General features: G+C 46.1%; 19 protein-coding genes. 7 read left to right on the plus strand and 12 right to left on the minus strand.

The genetic code is table 11. The features are described from left to right. The coding region (locus QT984_RS02450; RefSeq protein WP_333298168.1) for a hypothetical protein at positions 1-267 on the plus strand (267 nt) is incomplete at its 5' end. A gap of 167 nt (positions 268-434) precedes the next feature. Further along, complete coding sequence (locus QT984_RS02455) at positions 435-830, plus strand: pre-16S rRNA-processing nuclease YqgF (RefSeq protein WP_333052493.1); 396 nt, start codon at positions 435-437, stop codon at positions 828-830. A 262-nt stretch (positions 831-1,092) separates the two neighbouring features. Here the strand turns inward: QT984_RS02455 and QT984_RS02460 are convergent, their stop codons facing one another. From QT984_RS02460 to QT984_RS02470, 3 genes are all read right to left on the minus strand, one after another. After that, positions 1,093-1,518 carry a hypothetical protein gene (locus QT984_RS02460; protein WP_333052491.1) on the minus strand — a complete coding sequence of 142 codons (426 nt, stop codon included), beginning with the start codon at positions 1,516-1,518 and terminating at the stop codon, positions 1,093-1,095. 208 nt (positions 1,519-1,726) lie between these two features. Beyond that, on the minus strand, positions 1,727-1,915 hold the full coding sequence (locus QT984_RS02465; protein ID WP_333208418.1) for a hypothetical protein: 189 nt from the start codon (positions 1,913-1,915) through the stop codon (positions 1,727-1,729). Positions 1,916-2,246: 331 nt separating this feature from the next. Next, positions 2,247-3,827, minus strand: coding sequence for a photosystem II high light acclimation radical SAM protein (locus QT984_RS02470; protein ID WP_333269646.1), 1,581 nt, complete (start codon positions 3,825-3,827; stop codon positions 2,247-2,249). A 375-nt stretch (positions 3,828-4,202) separates the two neighbouring features. Here QT984_RS02470 and QT984_RS02475 point away from each other — a divergent pair, with 375 nt between their 5' ends. Together QT984_RS02475 and QT984_RS02480 are read left to right on the plus strand one after the other, a co-directional pair. Continuing rightward, complete coding sequence (locus QT984_RS02475) at positions 4,203-4,592, plus strand: DUF1830 domain-containing protein (protein WP_333052487.1); 390 nt, start codon at positions 4,203-4,205, stop codon at positions 4,590-4,592. Positions 4,593-4,829: 237 nt separating this feature from the next. Then, positions 4,830-5,420 (plus strand): hypothetical protein, encoded by a 591-nt coding sequence (locus tag QT984_RS02480; protein ID WP_333259650.1) that lies wholly within the window; start codon positions 4,830-4,832, stop codon positions 5,418-5,420. Between the two features lie 139 nt (positions 5,421-5,559). On the opposite strand, the gene QT984_RS02485 is transcribed toward QT984_RS02480, so the two are convergent. The 7 genes from QT984_RS02485 to purL all read right to left on the minus strand — a co-directional run bounded on the left by QT984_RS02485 (position 5,560) and on the right by purL (position 16,991). Next, positions 5,560-6,645 (minus strand): DUF3474 domain-containing protein, encoded by a 1,086-nt coding sequence (locus QT984_RS02485; protein WP_333052482.1) that lies wholly within the window; start codon positions 6,643-6,645, stop codon positions 5,560-5,562. 733 nt (positions 6,646-7,378) lie between these two features. Then, positions 7,379-8,845 carry an amidophosphoribosyltransferase gene (purF, locus tag QT984_RS02490; protein WP_333052479.1) on the minus strand — a complete coding sequence of 489 codons (1,467 nt, stop codon included), beginning with the start codon at positions 8,843-8,845 and terminating at the stop codon, positions 7,379-7,381. 547 nt (positions 8,846-9,392) lie between these two features. After that, the gene (locus QT984_RS02495; protein ID WP_333052477.1) at positions 9,393-9,719 is read right to left on the minus strand and encodes a type II toxin-antitoxin system RelE/ParE family toxin; all 327 of its coding nucleotides are present in this window, start codon (positions 9,717-9,719) and stop codon (positions 9,393-9,395) included. Continuing rightward, complete coding sequence (locus QT984_RS02500; RefSeq protein WP_333052475.1) at positions 9,716-9,964, minus strand: type II toxin-antitoxin system ParD family antitoxin; 249 nt, start codon at positions 9,962-9,964, stop codon at positions 9,716-9,718. Before QT984_RS02500 ends, QT984_RS02495 begins: the two co-directional genes overlap by 4 nt. A gap of 243 nt (positions 9,965-10,207) precedes the next feature. Further along, complete coding sequence (locus QT984_RS02505; protein ID WP_333373068.1) at positions 10,208-12,232, minus strand: bifunctional serine/threonine-protein kinase/formylglycine-generating enzyme family protein; 2,025 nt, start codon at positions 12,230-12,232, stop codon at positions 10,208-10,210. Positions 12,233-12,470: 238 nt separating this feature from the next. After that, a complete protein-coding gene (locus QT984_RS02510) occupies positions 12,471-14,201 on the minus strand; it encodes a bifunctional serine/threonine-protein kinase/formylglycine-generating enzyme family protein (RefSeq protein WP_333373071.1) in 1,731 nt (576 codons plus the stop codon). A 228-nt stretch (positions 14,202-14,429) separates the two neighbouring features. After that, complete coding sequence (gene purL / locus QT984_RS02515; RefSeq protein WP_333373074.1) at positions 14,430-16,991, minus strand: phosphoribosylformylglycinamidine synthase subunit PurL; 2,562 nt, start codon at positions 16,989-16,991, stop codon at positions 14,430-14,432. 135 nt (positions 16,992-17,126) lie between these two features. Here purL and QT984_RS02520 point away from each other — a divergent pair, with 135 nt between their 5' ends. Then, positions 17,127-17,732, plus strand: coding sequence for a pentapeptide repeat-containing protein (locus tag QT984_RS02520; RefSeq protein WP_333052467.1), 606 nt, complete (start codon positions 17,127-17,129; stop codon positions 17,730-17,732). Between the two features lie 169 nt (positions 17,733-17,901). Here the strand turns inward: QT984_RS02520 and QT984_RS02525 are convergent, their stop codons facing one another. Continuing rightward, entirely contained in the window at positions 17,902-18,528 is a 627-nt protein-coding gene (locus QT984_RS02525) for a Uma2 family endonuclease (RefSeq protein ID WP_333233344.1), read from the minus strand. A gap of 115 nt (positions 18,529-18,643) precedes the next feature. Here QT984_RS02525 and QT984_RS02530 point away from each other — a divergent pair, with 115 nt between their 5' ends. Further along, on the plus strand, positions 18,644-20,398 hold the full coding sequence (locus QT984_RS02530; RefSeq protein ID WP_333373077.1) for a DUF3352 domain-containing protein: 1,755 nt from the start codon (positions 18,644-18,646) through the stop codon (positions 20,396-20,398). A gap of 130 nt (positions 20,399-20,528) precedes the next feature. Here the strand turns inward: QT984_RS02530 and mrdA are convergent, their stop codons facing one another. Next, on the minus strand, positions 20,529-22,355 hold the full coding sequence (mrdA, locus tag QT984_RS02535) for a penicillin-binding protein 2 (protein ID WP_333314359.1): 1,827 nt from the start codon (positions 22,353-22,355) through the stop codon (positions 20,529-20,531). A gap of 549 nt (positions 22,356-22,904) precedes the next feature. Between mrdA and QT984_RS02540 the strand changes: the two genes are divergently transcribed. After that, the gene (locus QT984_RS02540) at positions 22,905-23,387 is read left to right on the plus strand and encodes a hypothetical protein (protein ID WP_333052459.1); all 483 of its coding nucleotides are present in this window, start codon (positions 22,905-22,907) and stop codon (positions 23,385-23,387) included. Positions 23,388-23,564 lie beyond the last annotated feature (177 nt).

Below are 23,564 nucleotides of genomic sequence, written 5' to 3' on the forward strand. Positions count from 1 at the left end.
AACCGGGTTTTTTCGATAAATCCAAACTGGGAAGCAAATATTGTGGCAAAAACCCGGTTTCTGATTGCTGCGGGGGGCAAAAGAAACCGGGTTTTTTCGATAAATCCAAACTGGGAAGCAAATATTGTGGCAAAAACCCGGTTTCTGATTGCTGCGGGGGGGCAAAAGAAACCGGGTTTTTTCGATAAATTAAAACTGGAAGTAAAGATTATGGCAAAAACCCGGTTTCTGATTTTAGACATTATATGGCCGCAGGGATTCCCATGATGATATAATATGTCAATCCTGCAAAAAAGTCAAGCAAAATAAGTACGATCGCCCGCAAAGATTTTGAGACATTCAAGAATGCAAGTATCAGATTAGATATAGGTTGGCGATTGAGTTGACTGGCGCTCGATCGCAACTACAAACTTATTAACACAGGACTCATAAATATGATTTTAGGTTTCGATCCAGGTAAAGACAAATGCGGCATAGCTGTAATGGGTAGAGATAAGAAGGTCTGCTACCATCAAGTTGTGCTGTCGGAAGCAGCGATATCTACTATTCAATCTTTGTGCGAACAGTTTCCCATTGAGTTATTGGTAATCGGAGATCAAACGACTTCTAAGAGTTGGAAACAAAAACTGACACAGAGTTTGTCGCCAGCGCTCAAAATTGTTCAGGTGGACGAGAGGTACAGCAGTTTAGAAGCGAGGGAACGCTACTGGCAAATGTACCCTCCCACGGGACTTTCGCGCTTGATTCCCCAGGGAATGCGGACGCCACCGAAGCCAGTGGACGATATTGTGGCGATCGTCTTGATTGAGAGATATTTGAACAAAAGTTAGTCAATCTTATAACCGTTACCATTGATTCTCTTGGATTATTAAGGAATCAATATGTTTTGGTGGGCATTAAATTTTTAACTTAAATCATGTCCGGTCGAGCCATCGCAATTTTTGTAGGGGCGGGTTCACCAACAATACCTGCCAATAATTGACAATATTAAAAACCCGCCCCCATCGGCATATTATGGTTAATCGATCGGACATGATATTAAATAAAATACACCCTAAATTTAGTGAATTTATCATTAAATAACAGTTAGTGTTACTTAATGACAGCTTCGGTCAAAATTACCTTACCATTCTGGCGGACTTGCAGGCGTTGGGGATTAATCGAATAGATAATATTGCCGTTAGTCGCTTCATAACTTCCGTCATCACCTGCTGTTACTTGCATGACATTGATTTGGGTGCCATTTATTTTGCTAAGGCCGCGGTAAAAAATATCGCCTTCCTGGGTTTTGCAAATGTATATAGAAAAGTTGGGCGTTGCGAAAAATTGCACCATTTCGGCCCTCGGACATCCCTCAACTTGAGCAATTTGCAGCGGTTGATTATTGCCCAAAGTGTTGGGTGCGGGTTGATTTAGTGCAGTTGCTTCTGCTGAGGCGGTCAAAAAGCCTATCGCACTAATCCCCGCCATAACTAGAACTACTGCTTTAATGTCCTTAACTGTATCTTTATAAAACATCCTGTTACTCCTGGTTTTAACTATATAATTACATCTTAAGCTATCTTTGCTGGATATTAATAATATTTAATCTCAGAGGTGAGAGGTGCAGGGAACCCGGTATACCCTCGGTTTAAGTAAGGTGCGAACTGTGCACCTAACACCCGTGAAAATACACAAGTATGTCAATGCGATCGCAGGCAAGCAATCTCTTGTATTTATGACATTTTTAAGATTTTATGACTTGTTCACGCCGATTTGAGAAACCGGGTTTCTTCATATATTTCTCGTTACTAAACCTTTGATTTTCGTAGAAACCGGGAATCAGCGCCCCCATGTCGCGAACGGACTCTTTTATATCAATTCCGGTTGCATTGGAATGATTAAACCGCAGAGAACGCAGAGAACGCAGAGTCAATCGATTTTAGATTTTAGATTTTAGATTTTAGATTTTAGATTAAAGAATTGACCCCACGGATAAATTCGGGGGCTTGTTTATCGCATACAGGTTTTTTATTTCTGGGTCCTGAGTCTGCGAAGGAATGAATCCGGGGGCTTGTATCCTGGATGCTTTCGGTCAGAGAACAGAGAGATGAATACAGGACGATGAAGGGCGGATTTGATATTACACGGTAATGTTTATTTGCACTTACCTATTTATTGAATAATAAAAAGGGAAATAGAAGATAGATTTTTCCTCCCATTTCCCCTTTTGAAAAGAACCGTCTTCCTGACTGCGAACCTGGTAATTAATTAACTGCTGCCAATTGTTTGTCTTTGATTTCCACTGGCGCGGTTAATGCTTCTTCCAAATCCGCACAGCCGAGTTTTTCCTCCAGAATTGCCATCACTTCGCGGCCGAAATCATTGGAATTCCGCTGCCAAGCTTCTAAACAAATTTGCCCGAAAAACGAACCCAAAGGTTCGGGATTCCACAGCAACTTTCGCGCTGTCCAAGGCATCAAACTCATGGGATCGTAACCCGGTTGCAGAATCTCCTTTTTAAAGGCGTATTCTTCCAAAATTGTGTGCGGCTGCAAGCCGATAAAGAAAATCGCGGGTTCTACTTTATCGGCTCCGAAAATCCGCTCTAATTCTCGGTGATAAGCAATAGTTTGCCGGATGGTTTCAAAGGTTTCGTCAATGACGTTAAACGAGTAATTCACGGAAACCACATCGTTGTAACCGGCTGCTTTTAAATCGCGGCAATTCTCTAAAACTACTCGCAAGTTGTAGCCCATCCGCATTTTGCGAACCAGTTCCTGGGAACCGCTGGTGATGCCGATTTCAAAGTAATTCATCCCCGTTTTTACCATCAAATCGCACAACTCTGGTGTGAGATTGTCCGCACGGATGTAAGCGGCCCAGTGTATGTCGTCCATGCCGGCGGCGATGATTTTTTGCAATAATTCAACTGCATCGTCGATGAATTTGCGGGCTGGGATAAATTGAGCGTCGGTAAACCAGAAATTGCGGATACCTCTCGAGTACAATTGCCGAATTTCCGCCACCACCTCATCCGCCGGATTGATCCGCACTTGTTTCCCTTCAATCACCGTATAAATGCAGTAACAGCAATTGTGAGGACAGCCGCGCTTGGTTTGGACTCCGACGTAGAAGTCCATATCCTGTAGATAATAGGAAAATTCCGGCCAAATCGTTTCGATGTAGTTATAGTCGCAAGCAGTTTTCTCGATGTTGGCTGGCTTTTCGTGAATTAGCTTCGCGCGCGGCACGGTTTCTCCCACCACATAACATCTTTCCTCTGCCAAATCTTCGCCCTTAATCAACTTCTCCAGCAAAGCTTCGCCTTCCCCCACCGAAACCACTGTTCCCGCCGGCAAACTGCGGCCCAACTGTTCGTAAAACACGCTCACAGCACCGCCTCCGACCACTGCACGAGCTTCGGGGCGGTATTTCCGGGCCCGCTTCAATCCGCGCTTAATCAGTCCTAAATTGCGCCAGAGTTCGGTGTAGTAAGACGCGGCCAAACGCAGTCCTCCGAGTGCTCCCCGGAACTTGATCAGCGGATTTTTGGCGTAGTAAAACTCGAAGGCATTTTGCAGCGGATTGCCGCCTCTGCCGCCGACGGGCGCGTAAATTTGAATGTCCCGCCAAGAGAAAACTAGCAGAGTCGGCTTAAACTCGTCTATGCTGGCATCTAAAGCTTTAGCGAAATCCAGGGGGGGTACGGCACCTAAATCGAAAATGCGCTGTTCGACATCGGGAAACAGCTTGTGTACGTGATCCGAAAGATAGACAACTCCGATCGGGAAAATCGGATTGCAAGGGAGGCGAACGTACAGGACTCGGTTTTCTCGGTTTTCCATGATTGCCATATCCTAAAGTGGAACTTTTTCAGCTATGTTAATATTCTTTTAATATAACTTTACAATATGTCTAATTTTCGCAATTTGACATTAAATATTCTTAAATTTTTTTAAACTGGCTAAAAGCCGAGCTTGTTGGTGTCGATCGGCGACAGCAGCAGAAAAAAGCTAATTTTTAAGTGAATACAGCTTATTTTGACAAAAAATCTCTGCTAGGAGTCAAAAAGCCGATATTTATCCGGTTATATTTTAATAGAAGTTCGATCGGTCTCTCATGTATTAGGGAGTTGGTAGTCGGCTTTACAGTAGGCGGGATCGCCTAGTGTTAGCCTGAGAAGATAACTAAAACTTTTAGGCAAGGCTCCCTCAGCAGTTATGGCTCAAATTCTTGACCCCGTACCCTCAAACATTGACAGCAAGATTCTGTGCTGCTACGTCAACGCCACCAGTCAGATTCAGATTGCTCGCATCGCCAACATTCCTAACTGGTACTTTGAACGAGTGGTGTTTCCCGGACAGCGCTTAGTGTTTGAAGCGATGCCCGCTGCAGCATTGGAAATTCACACCGGGATGATGGCTAGTGCAATTTTGTCGGATAAAATTCCTTGCGATCGCTTGCAGATTAACGAAGGCCCCTATTCAAAGGTCAATCCTAGCAGATCCCCAGAGGCAGTTCAGGGCGATCGAACAATCATGGCCGGCCGCCCCAAATCCAGAGAAATCTCAGAACCTTTGACTGTACCGGCGCTAACCGCCGTTGATTAATCCCAGTTGTGAGTTTTGAGTTATATAATTGTCAGTTAATTGATAACTCCGCGCTCAAAATTCCAACTTCTGCAAAGCGGTAAAAACTCAACAGTTAAGAATCAAAGTTTGTGAAATGAATTTTAGATCAAAACTCACAACTGGAAATATTGTCCGGTTTTTCGTATTTCTCTGAGTTTGGTTGGCGGGCCCAAAAGCTGTGCAAAAATATCCTTAAACAGCTTCTCGAATTCAGCCATGTCAGCACAACCTCTTGCTTCTTCCCCATCTTCTGCCCCAGTATTTGAGCCGGCGGTATTCCGGCTTTCTCCCCTGATTAGAATCACGCTGTTGAGCTTGTACACAGCCCTGACAATTCCATTGCCGTTTTTGTCGGAAGTAACGAAAGCACCGGTTCCTCCCGCCGCACTCTGGGCGGGAATTGTTGTTGGGGCTGTGGGCCTCTACGGCGTGCTCAGTGAAAGGGTAATTTTGAGCGAGGAAGGGATTGAAGTCACATATCCCAAGTGGTTTCCGCATTTTTTTCGCAAGGGTTGGTCCCTACCTTGGACTGAGGTAAAAGCTCTCAAACCTCGATCGACCGGTCAAGGAGGTTTAGTTTACTATTTTTTGAGTCATTCGGGTGAAGGTTATTTGTTGCCAATGCGGGTGGCTGGATTTGGTAAATTAGTCGGTTTGGTGGAAGCAAAAACAGGTATTGATACTAGAGATGTCCGCCCTTTGTCGCAGCCTTGGATGTATCTTATTTTGCTGGGATGTACGCTGCTGCTGCTGTTGGTGGATGCGTGGACTATTGTTACGGCGATCGGGCTTAAAGGTAATCTGTAAATTTATTGTGGGTGGGCATCTTGCCCGCCCCCAATATGCAGGTTAAATGTGGAATATCTTATGATCAAACACGCACAAAAAAGAAAAACCCGGTTTCTTAAAGAAGCCGGGTTTTTGCGTATTCTATTGTTTATTTAAACTACTTAACTTCAGCCGATCGCCGACTGTTAGGTGATTCGTAGTAAACTCCAGAACCTGTATCGGAGACAAAATGACAATCCCAGTAAGAGCGAATAAAGCTCTTCCAAATTGGATCGGTTGACTTGCGATAATAATCGCCCAACACTGGCTTGATGGCTTCCGTTGCTTCCTTCAAGTGATAGTGCGGCATTGTCGAGAAAATGTGGTGGGCTACGTGGGTGCCGATATCGTGATGGATGGAATTGATGATTCCGTAGTCGCGATCGATCGTAGACAATGCACCTTTCAAGAAAGACCAATCATCTCCGCGATACCAAGGAATATCGGCTTCTGTGTGGTGCAGGAATGTTACCAAATCCAGCCACATCACGAACACTACATAGGGAACCAAGTAGAACTTGAGTAAAAACAGCCAACCAAACTGATAGGTTAGCGCGCCTAAAAAGCCTACCATCAGTACCAAGGATGCGGAACTTGTCAACACATCCCATTTTTCGGACGGACGGAAAATCGGGCTACCGGGCATGAAGTGAGAACCTACCCGATCGGGCGATCGGCGAAATAGATAAATTGGATAGGCAAATAACATCAAATAAAAGCGTCCTAGCTTTTCGTACCAAGGCATTTGATTGTATTTGCTTTCCGATACCGGATACCAGCTTTCATCGTTATCTAAGCTGCCTGTATTTGCGTGGTGGGTTCTGTGACTAATCCGCCAACCGTGGAAGGGCACGAGAATTGGAGCGTGGGACAGGTGTCCGATCAGGTTGTTGAGCCATTTGCTCTTAGAAAATGAACCGTGTCCGCAGTCGTGACCCACTACAAACAATGCCCAAAACATGGTTCCCTGCATCAACCAAAAGATTGGATAAAAGAGCCAGGAATCCAGGGTGTAGGCGATCGCATACAAACCTGCGATGATGCCAATATCTAAAAAGAAATAAGCCAGAGATTTCCATGCCGATGGCTCAAAACAGTGGGCTGGAATGGCTGCCTTGATATCTTGAAGAGTAAAAGGTAACTCTGCTGTACGAGAGGATGAGCCTTGATTGCTCGGCTGATTGAGAACAGTATTTGATTGCACGAAGTTTCCGATTTAAGCTGACTTGAGAAACCGCATTCCGCCTTCTTTTAACAGTCAATCGATTTTAGATTTTAGATTTTAGATTTTAGATTCACTCCACAGATGAATCTGGGGGCTTAAACTAATATCTAAATTTTTGGCTCTCCCGGACAGGAGTCGGGGGGTTGTATGCCCTATGCAGGTGAGGTAACATTCAACCTGCAAGGAGCCATCTTTTTACTCTGCAAGGGTTTCTAAAGTTATTTAGTTCGCATGAATAGCCCGTCCGCGATTCTCAAGCAAGTTGGCTTGTCGAATACTTGTGTCGGAAAAATTAGTGCGATCGACCCTGTTATCTGAAAAAATCTCATGTGCCCGTTGTTGGTGCGAAATGCGACTTCCATCTGAGAGTGGACATCTGGAGGAACTACCTCCAGTCTGCAGGTAGCATACAGCGTTTCGAGCAGGAATTGTGAACGAGAGTGTAGGGAAAAACCATCGATTTTAGATTGCCGATTTTAGATTCAAGCACAAGTCTCAAATCTCCCATCTCCCATCTCCAATCCGAGGGTTGGGTTTCGCACAAGTTCTACCCAAGCGACTGTTCACTACAGTTCACCAATTCTGCAAGAATTGCTAAAGCTAAGTTAATGTAACATTTCTACACACATTCTGGCAATGACTTACCAGAAAAACTTGAAAATCCATAAATTGCGGAAAGTGACGGGCGATCGCTTTCTCGCTTTGGGATTTTCTAGGTTCCAGCTTTTTCTAATATGAGCTTAGACCGTTTTACCATTTCTGGAACGTCGATCGGATAATCACCGGTGAAACACGCCGAACAAAAACTCATCGGGTCTTCGTTAGTCGCCTTCAGCATTCCATCCCAACTCAAGAAAGCCAAGGAATCAACCCCAATTTGGGTGCCGATTTCTGCGACTGACTTAGTAGCAGCAATCAACTGATCTTGATTGTCGGTGTCGATACCGTAGAAACACGGATGAGTCACCGGCGGCGAGGAAATTCTCATGTGAACTGCTGTTGCGCCAGCATCCCGCAAGGCTTTGACGATTTTGCGACTGGTAGTGCCGCGCACGATCGAATCATCGATAATAATTACCCGCTTTCCTTCCAACACATCTTTGAGAGGGTTGAGTTTCATGCGGATTCCTGACTCCCGCATTGTCTGAGTCGGTTGAATAAAAGTGCGCCCCACGTAGCGGTTTTTAATCAATCCTTCGGCGTAAGGAATGCCGGAAGCTTGAGAAAAGCCGATCGCCGCCGGGATTCCAGAATCGGGAACGCCGATAACTATATCAGCATCAGCCGGAGATTCTGCTGCCAACAAACGCCCGATCCGCAGTCGGTAGCTGTACAAACTTTCACCTTCCATCTGGCTGTCGGGGCGAGCAAAATAGATCATTTCAAAGATGCAAAGTTTGCGCTTCTGTTGCTGGCTCCAGTGGAAGGAAGCCATACCTTCCTCTGTAATCCAAACTAATTCCCCGGGTTCTACGTCCCGCAAAAATTCAGCACCGATAATATCCAAGCCGCAAGTTTCCGATGCTAAAACGTATCGTACCGGAGTTGTGGGGAGGATGCCAATTACCAACGGGCGGACGCCTTGGGGGTCGCGGACTCCCATCACGCCTTTAGGGGTGGCGATCGTCAAACTAAAGGCTCCTTGGCACATACCAAAGGCACTGATCGCTGCTTCCAGCCAGTCTTTGCCCTTGTCTACCTCGGAACCGATCGCCACTGCGATCGCCTCTGAATCCGTCGTGCTGACAAATTCGCACTTCCGAGACAGCAATTCTTCGCGCAATTCTTTAGTATTGACAAGATTACCGTTATGTGCTAGGGCCAGACTTCCCAAACGAGTTTCGACAACCACAGGCTGAGCGTTGACCACGCGCGAGGAGCCCGTAGTAGAGTAGCGAGTGTGCCCTACGGCTAAGTTACCGGGCAAGTGACCTAAACTCGATTCGTTGAAGACTTGGGAAACCAGTCCCATATCTTTGTGCAGGTGTACTGTGTCACCGTCAAAGGTAGCAATCCCTGCTGATTCCTGACCGCGGTGCTGCAAAGCATACAAACCGAAGTAGGTCAACTTGGCGACATCTTCACCCGGTGCGTAGATACCGAAAACGCCACAAGCTTCCTCGGGCTTGTCGGGTTTGCTAGAATGCTCGTCAGCCGCGAAGGAATGGTTGGGAATCATAGATGGGTGGGTTCCTAATGGGGAAGGTGGGTTAGGGGGACAGTTTCAGCGGGAAATCTTGTTTGCGAAGGCGTCGCATAACTTAACATTCCCTTAATCTTGCCACGGATCTGTCATTATTTCCAAATCGTGTAGCATTTCAGACAGAAGCGATGCGGCGTTTAATGGCATTGTAGTATCGATCGCCCCCAAATCCTATATTAACCTTAATTAACAGCGGGCGATGGCTGGGGCGAGGGCTGGGGCGATGGCTGGGGCGATGGCTGGGGCGATTGTCAAACGAAGTCAGCGCAACGCCAGACTGAATAGATTGGCGATCGTGCAATGGCAAATAAATTAGAAACTTGCTTGATGGGCTTTTTCAAATATTAGAATTTAAGGGCGATCGAGCTTGACTTTTCTGTGAGATTGACATACTATATCATCATGGGAATCTGTGCGGCCATGTAATGTCATTTTGGGGGCGATCGAGTATTAAGTAATACCGACAGGAGTGAACCGTGGGATGGAGATTTGGCAGCCTGAAAAATTTTCCTACTTTACAAAGTCAATCAGCTTCATCTCCTGACAAAACTTCCTCTAAATCTCTCGCTGCGTGCAGAATTCTCACTACCTCAATATAGTTATCAAAAGACAGATAGAAAATCAGATAATTCTCAAACCCCCTAACTGACAATCTTCGCAAACCCTCCAACCGTGGATTTTTAACCGGATACAGGCGACCCATTCCCGACATTTGAGCCAATCTCGCAAATGTCTGACGTGCTGCATCAAAAAAACGCAATGCAGCATCAAGATTATTTTGAGCAATATAAGCAAAATTTTCGTCTAAATCTTGACTTGCTCTTGGTGTAATGACAATCCGTTTAGTCATTGCTGGTGTGGGTCAAGATTCTGCACCAACTGAGCCCGTTTTTGCTCCCACCAATCATCGGTAATCTCTATAGAATTGCCACTATCCAAACCAGCCAACAATAACGACTCAACCCGCGCGGCTCTTGCTTGTTCTTGGCGAATTAGGTGCAAGATGTATTCCGCTGCATTACTGTAGCCTCCGATTGCCACTTGTTCGTTAATAAAATTTTGAATTGAATCGGGAAGAGGAAGATTGAGGGTCATATTTTTTATCCTTCCTAATATGTGACCGTGGCATATTTTAACTATTATAGGACTTCTGCACGGGTAGCCAGAAACCGGTTTTTTTTGCCCAGAAGACGCGCTACAGACCGCAAAAACCCCAAAAAACCCGGTTATGAAGGTTTTGATGCGTCAAGGACTATATTTATCAACCAGGTTGAAACCGCCCAGCCTTAAAAGAAAAGTCCTCGCGGGAGACTACAGCAAAGAACCGAAAACCAGAGACTACGCGGAAACCAAAGCCACGCGAAAACCGATGTCCGAGTAACGATCGCCCGCCAAATTGCTAAGACGATACGCACTGCGACAATTCACCGCAGCGTCCTTCCAGGAACCGCCACACCGCACCCGGCGATCGCTTCGATCGTTGTCGGGATGACTGCACCATTCCCAAACATTTCCGTGCATATCATAAAGTCCAAAAGCATTGGGTGAAAAATTCCCGACATCAGTTGTTTGTTTGCGGTAAAGTCCCTTCGATGCCCCAGAGTAGGGATTATTGCCATTATAATTAACTAAATCCGGCGTAATTGTTTCACCAAAATAGAAAGGTGTTTTAGTTCCGGCGCGGCAAGCATATTCCCATTCCGCTTCTGAAGGTAAGCGATAAGTCTTGCCTGTTTTTTGAGAAAGCCGCTTGCAGAATTCCACAGCATCATTCCAGCTTACTTTTTCGACAGGAAGTTTCGCACCTTTGAACTCAGAAGGATTATTTCCCATCACCGCTTGGTATTGTTCTTGAGTTATCTCATATTTACCCATAAAAAAAGCAGGGATATTCACGGTACGCTGCGGCCCTTCATAGCTACTTCGTCCGGCTTCCGTATCGGGCGAACCCATCACAAAACTGCCGCCAGGAATTGCTACCATGTCTAGAGTAATACCATTCCCCATATTTTCTATAAAAGCCTGTGCTTTTCCTTGACGACGGTTGGCAATTTGCCCCGTTGAGTTGACTGTCACTGTTTCAAAAGTAAAGCTTTTTAAAGCATTGGAAGATGGCGTAGGTTTTGGAGTTTCTGGTGCGGGTTTTGGAGAGGGTTTTGGCGATGGACTTTCTGCTACAGATTGTGGAGATGGTTTTGGGGATGAACTTTTGGCTGTAGTTTTTGGAGATGATTTTTGAGCTGAGGATTTAGGAGATGGGGCCGCCTTGTTGGATGAAGGTGGAAGATTTGGTGAAGATGAAGAAGTTTTGTTGTTCAACAAACTTTGACCCAGCACAGCTAATGCAAATCCTCCCCCAGCAAAACCCGCTAATTGCAAGAAACCTCGCCTTGTTGTGTTAGTTCGTAACGGCAAAGAGTGCTGTGGAATGACAGGAATTGTGGGAATTGGTGTCGGTGCGGGAGATTGTCTTGACTGACGTTGAAAATCTCTTAAAACTTCCTCTGCTGATTGATAGCGCTGCTGGATATCTTTTGCCAACAACTTAGATAAAATCAATTCCAATCCCTTGTCTATGGGACTTTTCAAATGTTGCTGCCAATTTCCAGTCCAGCTATAACCGTGCTCCGTCCACAAACCATAAGGATGTACCCCCGTCAGTAGATGAAAAGCCGTCGCCCCCAAGCTAAACAAATCGCTGGCTGCATAAGCTTCACCCCCTTGCATTTGTTCAAGCGGTGCATAACCATGCGAACCAATTTGCGTTCCCTGTCGCGATATCACTGTTCCCGACAACTGTTTAGAAACTCCGAAATCAATCAGCACTAACAAACCGTCGCTGCGACGGCACATAATATTCTCTGGCTTGATATCTCGGTGAACAATTTTTTGTGCGTGAACAAATTTTAGAACAGGTAGAAGTTCGAGTAATAGTTGCTTAACTTGGCTTTCTTGCCAAATTCCCTGATTTTGGAAAAGCGTCAACAAATTATCCCCATCCACAAACTGCTGTACGAGATACAAATATTTGTTGTCTTCAAAATAGGCATCTAGTGAGGGAATTTGGGGATGTTGTCCTAGCTGTTGCAGTTGTCTAGCTTCTAGCTGAAATAATTCTACCGCTTTGTTAATCGCCCAAGTTCCCTGGACATCGGGTGCTAATTGTTTAACGACACAGCGTTGATTTAGTCTATCAATATCTTCTGCTAAATAGGTTCTGCCGAAGCCACCTTGACCGAGGAGTTTGATCATGCGGAAACGATTTCGCAGGATGGGTACGAGTCCAAGGCCACAACTGATGCAATATGTTTGCCCGTCAGGGTTTTGAGGATTGGGGCAGTCGGGATTGATGCAGCAAATCATTTATTTTAGGAATGATATTGTTTATATTGTATAGATTGACTGGGCGATTGAATCGACGATTGATAGGGCGATTGAAAAAATTAGCCTAATTTGTAGGGTGCGTCGCTGTGAAATTTTCTAGGCAATTTGCAAATTTTTAATGCGACGCACCTTACTATTGTGTGGTGCGTCGCTGTGAAATTGTCGGTCTTCCTTACAGATTTTTGATGCGACGCACCCTACCACTACTACGCGGAAACTAGGACGAGGAAGAAACCGACGTTACCACCACACGAAAACCCCAGTTCCTCAACTTGTAGCCCGCCGAATTCCTGTCACGATCGGCACAACGGGAATAGAGCGCATGGTTGTTCCATGAACCACCACGCAGCACCCGCTTATTATCCGTTGCAGTTTCCCAAGAACTTCCGTCAGTCGGTGCGCCACTATAATTATCGTGCCATTTATCGCTGCACCATTCCCAAACATTCCCCTGCATATCATACAAACCAAACGGATTCGGCGGAAAACTCCCCACATCCGTTGTTTGTTTGCGGTAAAGTCCCTTCGGCGCAGCACCGTAGGGATAATTGCCATCATAATTAACTAAATCCGGGGTAATTGTCTCGCCAAAATAGAAAGGTGTTGTAGTTCCCGCGCGACAAGCATATTCCCATTCCGCTTCCGATGGTAAGCGATAAGTCTTCCCTGTTTTTTGAGAAATTTTCTGGCAGAATTCCAGAGCATTATTCCAGCTTACTTGTTCTACAGGACGTTTCAAACCTTTGATATCAGAAGGGTTATTCCCCATCACTACTTCCCACTGTTCTTGAGTAATGGGATATTTACCCATAAAAAAAGGAGAGATATTAACAGTACGCTGCGGCCCTTCATTGTTACTTCGCCCTGCTTCCGTATTGGGGGAACCCATCACGAAACGGCCGCCAGGAATTGCTACCATGTCTAAGATTGCACCGCTACCTAAATTTTCGCTGAAAAATTGTGCTTGACGCTGTTGGCGGTTAGTTATATTACCCCGCACATCAACTGTCACCACTTCAAAGTCTATTTTTTGTAAATTTATGCTATTTTTGGGCGTTGACTGACGTTGAAAATCTATTAAAACTTCCTCTGCTGATTGATAGCGCTGCTGGATATCTTTTGCCAACAACTTAGATAAAATCAATTCCAATCCCTTGTCTATGGGACTTTTCAAATGTTGCTGCCAATTTCCAGTCCAACTATAACCCTGTTCCACCGACAAATCAGAAGGATGTATCCCCGTGAGTAGATGAAAAGCCGTCGCCCCCAAGCTAAACAAATCACTGGCTGGATAAGCTTCACCCGATTTCATTTGTTCAAATGGTGCATAACCATCCGAACCAATTCGCGTTCCCAGTCTCGACATCACTGTTCCCGACAACTGTTTGGAAACTCCGAAATCAATCAGCACTAACAAACCGTCGCTGCGACGGCGCATAATATTCTCAGGCTTGATATCTCGATGAATGATTTTTTGTTCGTGAATAAACTTGAGAACAGGTAGAAGTTCGAGTAATAGTTGCTTAACTTGGCTTTCTTGCCAAATTCCCTGATTTTGCAAAAGGTTTAACAAATTATCACCATCGACAAACTGCTGTACGAGATACAAATATTTGTCTTGTTCAAAATAGGCATCTAGTGATGGGATTTGCGGATGTTGTCCTAGCTGTTGCAGTTGTCTGGCTTCTTGCTGAAATAATTCTCTCGCTTTGCTACTCTCCCAAGTCCCCTGGAAATTTGGTGCTAATTGTTTAACGACACAGGGTTGATTTAGTCTATCAATATCTTCTGCTAAATAAGTTCTGCCGAAGCCACCTTTGCCGAGGAATCCGATGGGGCGGTAACGGCTTCGCAGGATGGGTACGAGTTTAAAGCCACAACTGATACAATATGTTTGCCCGTCGGGGTTTTGAGGATTGGCGCAGTCGGGATTGATACAGCAAATCATTTATTTTATGAATGATACTGTTTATATTGTATAGTGTCTAAGAACCCGGACTTCTGTTATAGGTTTTTCTAAGAATCGTGAATTTTGTAAGAAGTTGGGGTTATTGGGCGTGTTTTAAACCCGGAGATCCCCCCTAGCCCCCCTTAAGAAGGGGGGGACAAGAGTATTCAAAGTCAGCCCCTACTCCCCTTTTTAAGGGGGATTTAGGGGGATCGAAACTTCAGGTTGTCAGGCAGATGCAATCCGACGCTCGATCGCATTATAGAATCGATCGCCCATCTCACCCATCCCAACCTCAATTAACACTTGATTATCAGCACTCACAACCCGCAAAGGTGATTCAGCACAGCAAACTAAACCAATTTTCTGCCACATTTTGGTCAAATGTTCTTGCAGGTAAGACTCCCAAATTTCTTGATTTTTCGGTGCGACTGAAACTACAATGCAGTTGCCCATTTCACCAAACAAAATTTCATCCCAGCGGCCGACATTTTCCGAATTGAAGCTGAGATGAATTTCTGCACCCATTTTAGCAGAAATACAGGATTCCGCGAGGGCGATCGCAATTCCACCTTCCGCACAATCATGGGCAGAACATACCCAACCTTGGCGAATTCCATCGCGACAAACCGATTGCACTTTTCTTTCCAACTCAAAATCTATCCTTGGCGGTTTCCCAGCTACAATCCCGTGAATTGCCGCTAAATATTCCGAACCTCCCAAAGTAGGAGAAGTTGTGATTTTTGAGCTTTCAGATGAAAGTTCGGAGTTTTGGGAGGATTCACCAATTCCCAGCACATAAATTAAATCACCTTTCTTTAGCCAAGCTTGGCCAGCAAGCTTGCTCAAATCGGGAATTAACCCCACCATTCCGATTACCGGAGTCGGATAAATTGGTTGAGGATTCCCCTCAGCATCAACCGTTTCATTGTAAAGAGAAACATTGCCGCCAGTAACAGGCGTTCCCAACTCCCGACAAGCATCAGCAATCCCGCGACAAGCTGACGCTAACTGCCAATATCCGATCGGCTTTTCAGGACTGCCAAAATTCAAATTATCAGTAACTGCGAGAGGTTCAGCACCCACACAACTCAAATTTCTCGCTGCTTCCGCTACGACTGCTTTTGCACCTTCATAAGGATCGAGATAAACATAACGAGAATTGCAATCAACCGTTGCAGCAACTCCGGGAATAGCCCCCTGCGGCGCTTCCTCCTTGCTAAGGGGGGGAGAAACTTTTGGAGTTTCCCTACCTTGTGCCTTTGTAAATAGAGGAATTACCTCTTCTTCCTGTTTGCTTTCGGAAGCTAGAGAAACGGCATTTTCTCTCAGTAGATCCCCCTTAGCAAGGGGGTGTACTTCTAACCCGTTAGCAAGGGAAGAGTGGCAAGGTTCTAGCGGACGCAATCTGACAACCGCAGCATCAGCGCCTCCCGGCAAAACAACAGTATTGTTTTGCACTTGATGGTCGTATTGGCGATAAACCCAGCGTTTAGAAGCGATGGTAGGAGTATCTAAAAGCGTCAGCAAAATCTGAGTCCAAGTTTGGAAATTGCCGTTAATTTCGATACCTGCAACTGTGGATTGTGGCAGGGAATCCGCCGTCCATTCCCATGCTTTTTTAGCATATTCTGGCGGTTCTGTCAACAGTTCTCGGTGATAAATTGGCGTGTTATCTGCCAAAGCAGTTGCGGTAATTTCGGCAGCGATTTCGCCTTTAAAGAGAATTCGGACGATCGGCTCTTCGATGACTGTCCCCGCTACTACTGCGTGTAATCCCCAGCGATGGAAAATATCGATTAATTCCTGTTCCCGTCCTTTTTGGGCAACAAACAACATCCGTTCTTGGGATTCTGAAAGCAGGTATTCGTAGGGAATCATGCCGCTTTCTCGAACGGGAACTTTGTCTAAATCGAATTCAATGCCGACGCCGCCTTTGGCTGCCATTTCTGATGTCGAACAGGTGATTCCCGCCGCACCCATGTCTTGGGCGGCGACGACTGCACCGGTTTTGAATGCTTCTAAACAAGCTTCAATTAAGGATTTTTCTAAAAATGGATCTCCTACTTGGACTGCGGGGCGATCGTCCATTGATTTGTCGGTCAATTCGGCACTGGCAAAACTTGCTCCTCCCATGCCATCTCTGCCAGTAGTTGAACCGACGTAAAGCACGGGATTTCCGATGCCGGATGCGCCGGATTTGACGATTTCTTGAGTTTCCATTAAACCCAAGGCCATGACGTTAACTAATGGGTTGCCGGAATAAGCCGGATCGAAGTAAACTTCGCCGCCAACTGTGGGCACGCCGATGCAATTTCCATAATGGGAAATTCCCGATACTACGCCTTTGAACAATCTCTGAGTTTTAGCATCGTCTAAGTTGCCAAAACGCAGGGAATTTAAAAGTGCGATCGGGCGAGCACCCATTGTGAAGATATCGCGGAGAATCCCCCCGACACCGGTTGCTGCACCTTGGAAAGGTTCGACTGCTGAGGGGTGGTTGTGGGATTCAATTTTGAAGGCGAGTTGCAAGCCTTCTCCCAAGTCTACGACGCCGGCATTTTCTCCGGGCCCGACGAGAATTCGATCGCCCTCTGTGGGAAACTGTTTTAATAGTGGCCTCGAATTTTTGTAACAGCAGTGTTCGCTCCACATGACGCCGAACATTCCCAATTCAGCTTTATTAGGATGGCGGCCAAGACGCTGAACGATTTCTTGATATTCTTCTGGTTTGAGTCTTTCAGCAGCAATTTGTTCGGGGGAAAATGGGGATTCGGAGATGGGAGACATGGAAACTCGTTATAAACCACAGGCTTTATTCTAAATGCCCTGTGCTTGGTTAATCTAAAATCTATAATCTAAAATCTAAAAACCCAGATCCTTGCTTGGTTAATCTAAAATCTAAAATCTAAAATCTAAAATCGAATGACTTTACCTCAAAATCTCAATTTTGCTAACCAAAACTTGCGGAACCGTTCTTTTAAAGGGCTTGACTTATCTGGGGCGAATTTCAGCGGTTGCGACATTCGAGGCTGCAATTTCACCGGGGCGATTTTGAGGGGGGCAAATTTTCAGGGTGTCAGAACCGGACAAAGCCGCAGGCGGGTGAGAAATTTGATTGCTAGGGCTGGGGTGACAGCGGTGACAGTGACGGCTGCTGGGGCTTTGACGGGACTGATAGCCGGGGCGGATGCGGGGGCTGTGGCTGTGGCTGGAACCGCTGCTACGGCGATTGCTGCGACTCGGTGCGAAGCTGGAATTGTGGCGGGGGCTGTGGCTGGGGCTGCTGCTGCGATCGGCGCTAGCGGTATTGTGACATTTTTGGGCGGAGATACTCTCAGGGGAATTGTCTTATTTTTGGTTTCTGGGGTAATTCTGGGGTTAACTGCGATCGGCTTTTTTATCGCTGTTGAACAGATAGAAAAATTGTCGATAACGTCGTTTAGAAAAGCTGATTTAACTGATGCTGTATTCGATGCGGGGGTGGTTCTAGATGCAGATTTTTCTGATGCGCGAGGAGTGCCGTGGTAGACTGCACAATTACTGATTTTTTTGATTTTTTACCGAAAGCATCCAGGATACAAGCCCCCGGATTCATCCGTGGAAAAATAAAAAACCTGTATCCGATGAAACTTGCCGAACGTATTTATTCGTGGGGTGAATGCTTCAATTCTAAAATCTAAAATCTAAAATCTAAAATCTAAAATCGATTGACCCATTCCCGTAATTCTCGCACTGCTGTGGTTGCGCCTGTAGTTTGAGTGCGATCGATAAATTCCTCAACTTTTGCAGTAGGTAGCATCGGGAAAGCCCGCGAAAAATTGCACTCGGCATATTCGCCATTTTGCAATTGATAAAACTTGATGCTTCGTCCATCGTACCGCCAAATTTCGGGTACGCCTAAATCTGCATATAAATCGAATTGATTTAAGGAACTGCTGGTAATATCAATTTCCAGTGCTAAATCGGGCGGCGGATCTTGAGCAAAGTCTAATTCTGTTCTCCCTCTGACCAGTGCTTCATTCTGGATATAATAACAGGAATCTGGTTCTTTACCCGCTGCTTTTTTGCGTTTTTTGATCGTCATCGAGCCAAAGGGGTTGTACTCTAGATTGAGTTCTTCTATGAGAGTTACAATTAAGCGATCGATCAGCCTGTTGCGATTTTCATGTTCCGGTAGCGGCACCATAATTTCTAATTGACCTTGATGATAAGCAATTCTGGTGGAACGTTGGTTGCCCAGTTCCGCTAGCAGGCTTTCATATAACTGCCAACTGATATTTGGCAGTAAAACTCGCTGTTCGGGGGGCGTTGATATTGTTAGCATTTTACTTGAGTTTTAGAGCTTGAGAATATTTTAATTGATTCTTTTTTTTTGCGAACAGCACAAAAAGTATCTGCCGACAGCTACGGTCATGCGCTACTCTAGTTAATAATAGACTGTGGTCATTAGTCCTTGTTGTATGAAGTTGCGATCGTTCTTTTCTTTCCTCATTGCTGGCGTCTTGGCACTCTTAGGCTTGAGTGCCGGTGGTTTTTACTGGCTGACAACTCACACTCCCCTGAATTTGCTCGCTGGCGGGCCGACAACTACTCCGGCTGCGGCTGTGTTTGTCTCGAAACAAGCACCTTTGTTAGCATCAATGCTGGTAAATCCCGATCGCCTCGAAGCATTGCGACAAGTTTTTGCCACTCCCGAAGAAAGAAGTCGATCGCACGCAGAATTTGAGCAAATCAAAAAAAGTTTCCTCGGCAATACAGGCCTCGATTACAGTCGAGATATCCAACCTTGGATAGGTGACGAAATTACCCTCGCCGTCACAAACCCAGATTTCGATGGCGACAGCAGCAACGGCAAACAAACCGGGTTTTTGCTGGCCGTTTCCTCCCAAAAGGTCGATCGCAGCCAAAAATTTCTTGACTCCTACTGGCGCCAACAATCTCGTGGCGATAAAACAGTGCAGTCGGAAATATATAAAGGCGTGAGAATTAATTATAAACAAGCACCAAAATCCCAGAAAAAATCTGCTTCGCTTTCGCCTTTTAATCCGTTTTCTCTGCCGACTTCCAAGTTGCCATCCAGCTTCGCAACAGCAGCCATCGGCGGTAATTTTAATTCTGGGAATAACCAAAGTTTTGTTTTATTTTCCAATAGCCCGATTGTGATTCGAGATGCAATTAATAACCTTGAAACAGCAAACCTAAATCTCAACAATACCCCGGAATATCAAAAAGCTTTGCAGCAGCTAACTCAAGGCAGAATCGCTTTAGCATTTGTCAATCTCCCGCAATCAGCAACCGAGCAAAATCCCCAAGTTTCTCTTAATTCCCTCGCAGTTGCTGTCGGAGTCAACCGACGGGGATTGCTGGCTCAAACTGCTTTAGTGACATCGCGAGAAAACACAGCTTCTCCAACGCTTTCCGAACCTGTGCAAGCCTTGCAATACATTCCCTCAGCGAGTCCTTTCGCGGTCGCCAGCACCGACTTAAGGAATTTTTGGGCTGATTTGTCATCGGCGGTTTCTACTAATCCAGAAGTCTCAAATTTAGTCGATCGCACCCTGGGAGATATTCAGCAACTTTGGGGCGTCAACCTGCCGCAGGATATATTTGACTGGGTACAAGGAGAATACGCTTTAGCAGTGCTTCCGAATTCGTCAAATGGTGCCGACTGGATTTTTGCCGCCGAAAACTCTGCTGATTCCCAAAAGGCGATCGACAAACTCGATGAAATTGCCCGCAGCAAAGAGTACAGCATCGGCAGCTTCACTCTGAGAAACCAGAAAATTACCGCTTGGACGCAGTTGACAACTAGCCAGAATTATGGTAAAGAAAATAATAGAAAAAGTGCGATCGAAACCGAGGCAAAAGGAGTCCGAGCCACCGTCGGCAAATACGAAATTTTCACCACTTCAGTAGAAGCAATGGACGCAGCACTAGAAGCAGCCGAAACAGTCTCTTTAGTTGCCAATCAAGATTTTCAAACCAGCATTGAACCGCTTCCGCCCTCTAACGACGGCTATTTTTATTTAGACTGGCCCTCCAGCAGGGCAATTTGGGAAAAACAAATCCCGCTGTTGAGGTTAATTGAACTTTCGGCAAGACCATTGTTCGATCACTTGCGATCGCTAACTGTCACCAGTACGGGAGAAATAACAGGAATTCGCAAAGCTACTATATTTATGCGGCTCAATTAGTTAGTAGTCAGTAGTCAGTAGTCATTAGTCAGTAGTCAGAAGTCAGAAGAAAAACAAGACACTATGCCCAATTCCCCATTCCCAATAACTAAGGACTAATGACTAATGACTACTGACTAAGGACTAAGGACTAAGGACTAATAACTACTGGCTGCTTCACATTTTTCTGTGGCCCAAAATAAGCTTGAAATACCTCTTTGGCGATCGGGGCGGCGGCAACAGAACCATAACCGCCATTTTCCACAACCACGGCGATCGCAATTTCCGGTTTCTGGGCGGGCCCGAAGGCGACATACAAAGAGTGATCCTCCTGTCCGATGACCTCCGAAGTCCCTGTTTTGCCCGCCGTCAGCGGAATCGAACCGTCATTCAATCCCTGTCCAGTACCCTCGGCAACTACCGCGATCAGTCCTTCCTTAATCACCTGAACTGTTGAAGGTTTCATCCCCGTATGTACCCGTTGAGTCTCCGCTGTGCCGGTCATAGAAGTCAAAAGATGAGGCTTCACGCGATAACCCCCATTAGCGATCGAACTCACCATTACCGCCCCCTCCAAAGGAGTCATCAACACCAACCCCTGCCCGATCGACATCGTTACCGTATCACCCGCATACCAAGGTTCTTTATAAAGTTTCTCCTTCTCCTCCGGCGTCGGGATTTGACCGTAATCGCCACCGCCTAGCCCCAAAAGATTCAAATCCGTCTCCTTGCCAATTCCCAAGCGCTGTCCCCACTTAGAAATTTGCTCCGGCCCGGTACTAATCCCCAATTGATAAAAAAACGTATTGCTGCTGAAAGCCAAAGCATCCCGAAAGCCGATGTCGCCGAAACCGCCACTGTGTTCGTTAAAATCAATTCCCCCCACAGTAATGTAAGACGAAGTACCGAGAATTGAGTCCGGCGAAAATTTGCCCGACTCCAGGGCCGCGACGGAAGTCACAATTTTAAAGGTGCTACCGGGGGGATAGCCCTGCGTGGCCCGATTCAAAAATGGATTTTCCGGATCTTGAAGAGTTTTCCACTCATCCTTAGTGATTTTTCGCGTAAACAGATTGGGGTCAAAAGTCGGGTGGCTGGCCATAACTAATACCGCCCCGGTGTTGACATCCAGCGCCACTACTGCTCCCCGGCGGTTCCCCAGGGCTTTTTCGGCTGCTTTTTGCATGGACAAGTCTATGGTTAGCTGCACCGCCTCACCGGGTTTGGGCGGTGTCTCTCCCATCAGCCGCAATTCTTCATTTTGGGCATTTACTTCGATCAGCCGATCGCCCCACACTCCCGCAATCTTCTCGTTAGAGCTCGCTTCTATGCCCATTTGACCGACAATCATCCCCATCGGATATTCAGGATGAGCTTCCAAGTCGGCTGCGGTAGCTTCGCCGATATATCCGATCGCGTGAGATGCCAAACTGCCTTCGGGATAGTAGCGGTTCGCTTCTGGCCGCACTTCCACTCCCCGCATTTGTCCCACCTCTTCTGCTAGTGGCACGAACACCTCTGGCGGCATTGCTTGCTTGAGCCGCACCGGTCTATAGGATTGAGGATCGACCTCTTTTATTTTTTTTAAAATTTCTTTTGCTGGAATTTTAACCAGCGGACTCAACTTTTCTGCTGTCACTTTCCACTGTTCCGGCGTTTGTTCTTTCGGCCACAAATATACCGATCGAGCTAAATTGTTTGCAGCTAGCAACTTGCCTTTGCGATCGATAATGTGTCCGCGATTCGCCGGCATCGGCACTAGGCGAACGCGATTGTTTTCGGCTCGTTCCCGGTGTTGCTTCCCTTGTATCAGTTGCAATTCCACCAGCCGACTAGCGTGCAGGCCCAGCAAACCTGTTGCCACCAGCATTAACACGATCGCCCGGTGTATCGGACGATCCTGTTTTTTAGGAGTTTCCCCCAGGCTTTTGTCAGGAGAGTGAAATGCTGAGATCGAATAAACTTGTCGTTGCATCATTCTATAGGTAGATGTCAAATCCTAGATTTTAGATTCTTGAATTGTCAATTGTGAAGTATACATCATCAGACCGGGGCGATCGGGCCTTGACCCTTGGGGGAAGCGGAATGATTGAGCGTTAGCTATTGACTAATCACTAATTAACTCATGACTGCTTACTAATCCCCCAAGCACCAAGAAATAGCCAGAAAAATCAAGGTCAGGCTCAGCCAATTAGGCAGGTGGAGCCAGCCAGATAGACCTATAGGTAACAATACCAAGACCTGTGTCAATAGGGAACCGAGGGCCAACAGCAAGGCTAAAAGTATCAAATTTATCATCTTGACACCGTACAATTTCGGATATGAGTCGATCGCCTGTGGCAGAAATCCGAGTGGCACAAGCGAGCGCGATCGTAGAGGGATTGTCCTGATAGACATAAGGAAGATAAGCCAGGAGGTGTTGAACTAATTTAAAAAAAATTATTCTTCCTCCATAGTTTGTATTCCAGGGGCTGCGATGGGTAAATTCTGAGTTGTGATTTTAAGTTGTGACGCCAGGAGTATGGCCATGTTGTTTAATCAGGGAGCCAATTTCAAAAACGGTGCGCTCTTGGGTGCGATCGCGGCGATCGTCGCCCTACCAGTTTTAGCAGAAACAGCCAATTTCGGCACTTTAAGTTTATCGCGAGGTTTTGCAGCCCCAACAGCAGTTTTGAGAGGTTCCACAGGCGGATCCTACTCTCTATCTGCCATAGCCAACGCCGATCGCCACAAAAACAAATGTTTGGGTTTTGCCACCCCAACTCCCGACCACATCATAGTCTTGCAGCAAAACTTTTCAAAACTCACACTCCAAATCAACAGCGGAGGCAAGGACACAACCTTACTCGTACAAGGCCCCGGTAATGCGGTGCGCTGCGGAGACGATATAGGTCAGAATAAAGATGCTGGCATACTTGATTCTGACTGGCAAGCAGGCTCTTACAGGATTTGGGTAGGTACTGTCGAACCCGGAGTCAAGTCTAACTATACAATCTCAGTACAGGAATAGAACGCAGCGGCGCTGTTGGATGGAGACAATAAAATATCATCAAATTCTCCCCCAATCTCCCACTCTCCCACGGTTCCACTCCGTCATATCCCCCAATCTCCCGATCGACCGCTCACTTCCCCATCCAGTAAAATGTAAAATCGAAAGTGGCGTGTTTAACCAAAATAGGTAACTCCG

Origin of the sequence: Microcoleus sp. Z1_B2, assembly GCF_036700325.1 — a bacterium.
GTDB lineage: Bacteria > Cyanobacteriota > Cyanobacteriia > Cyanobacteriales > Microcoleaceae > Microcoleus.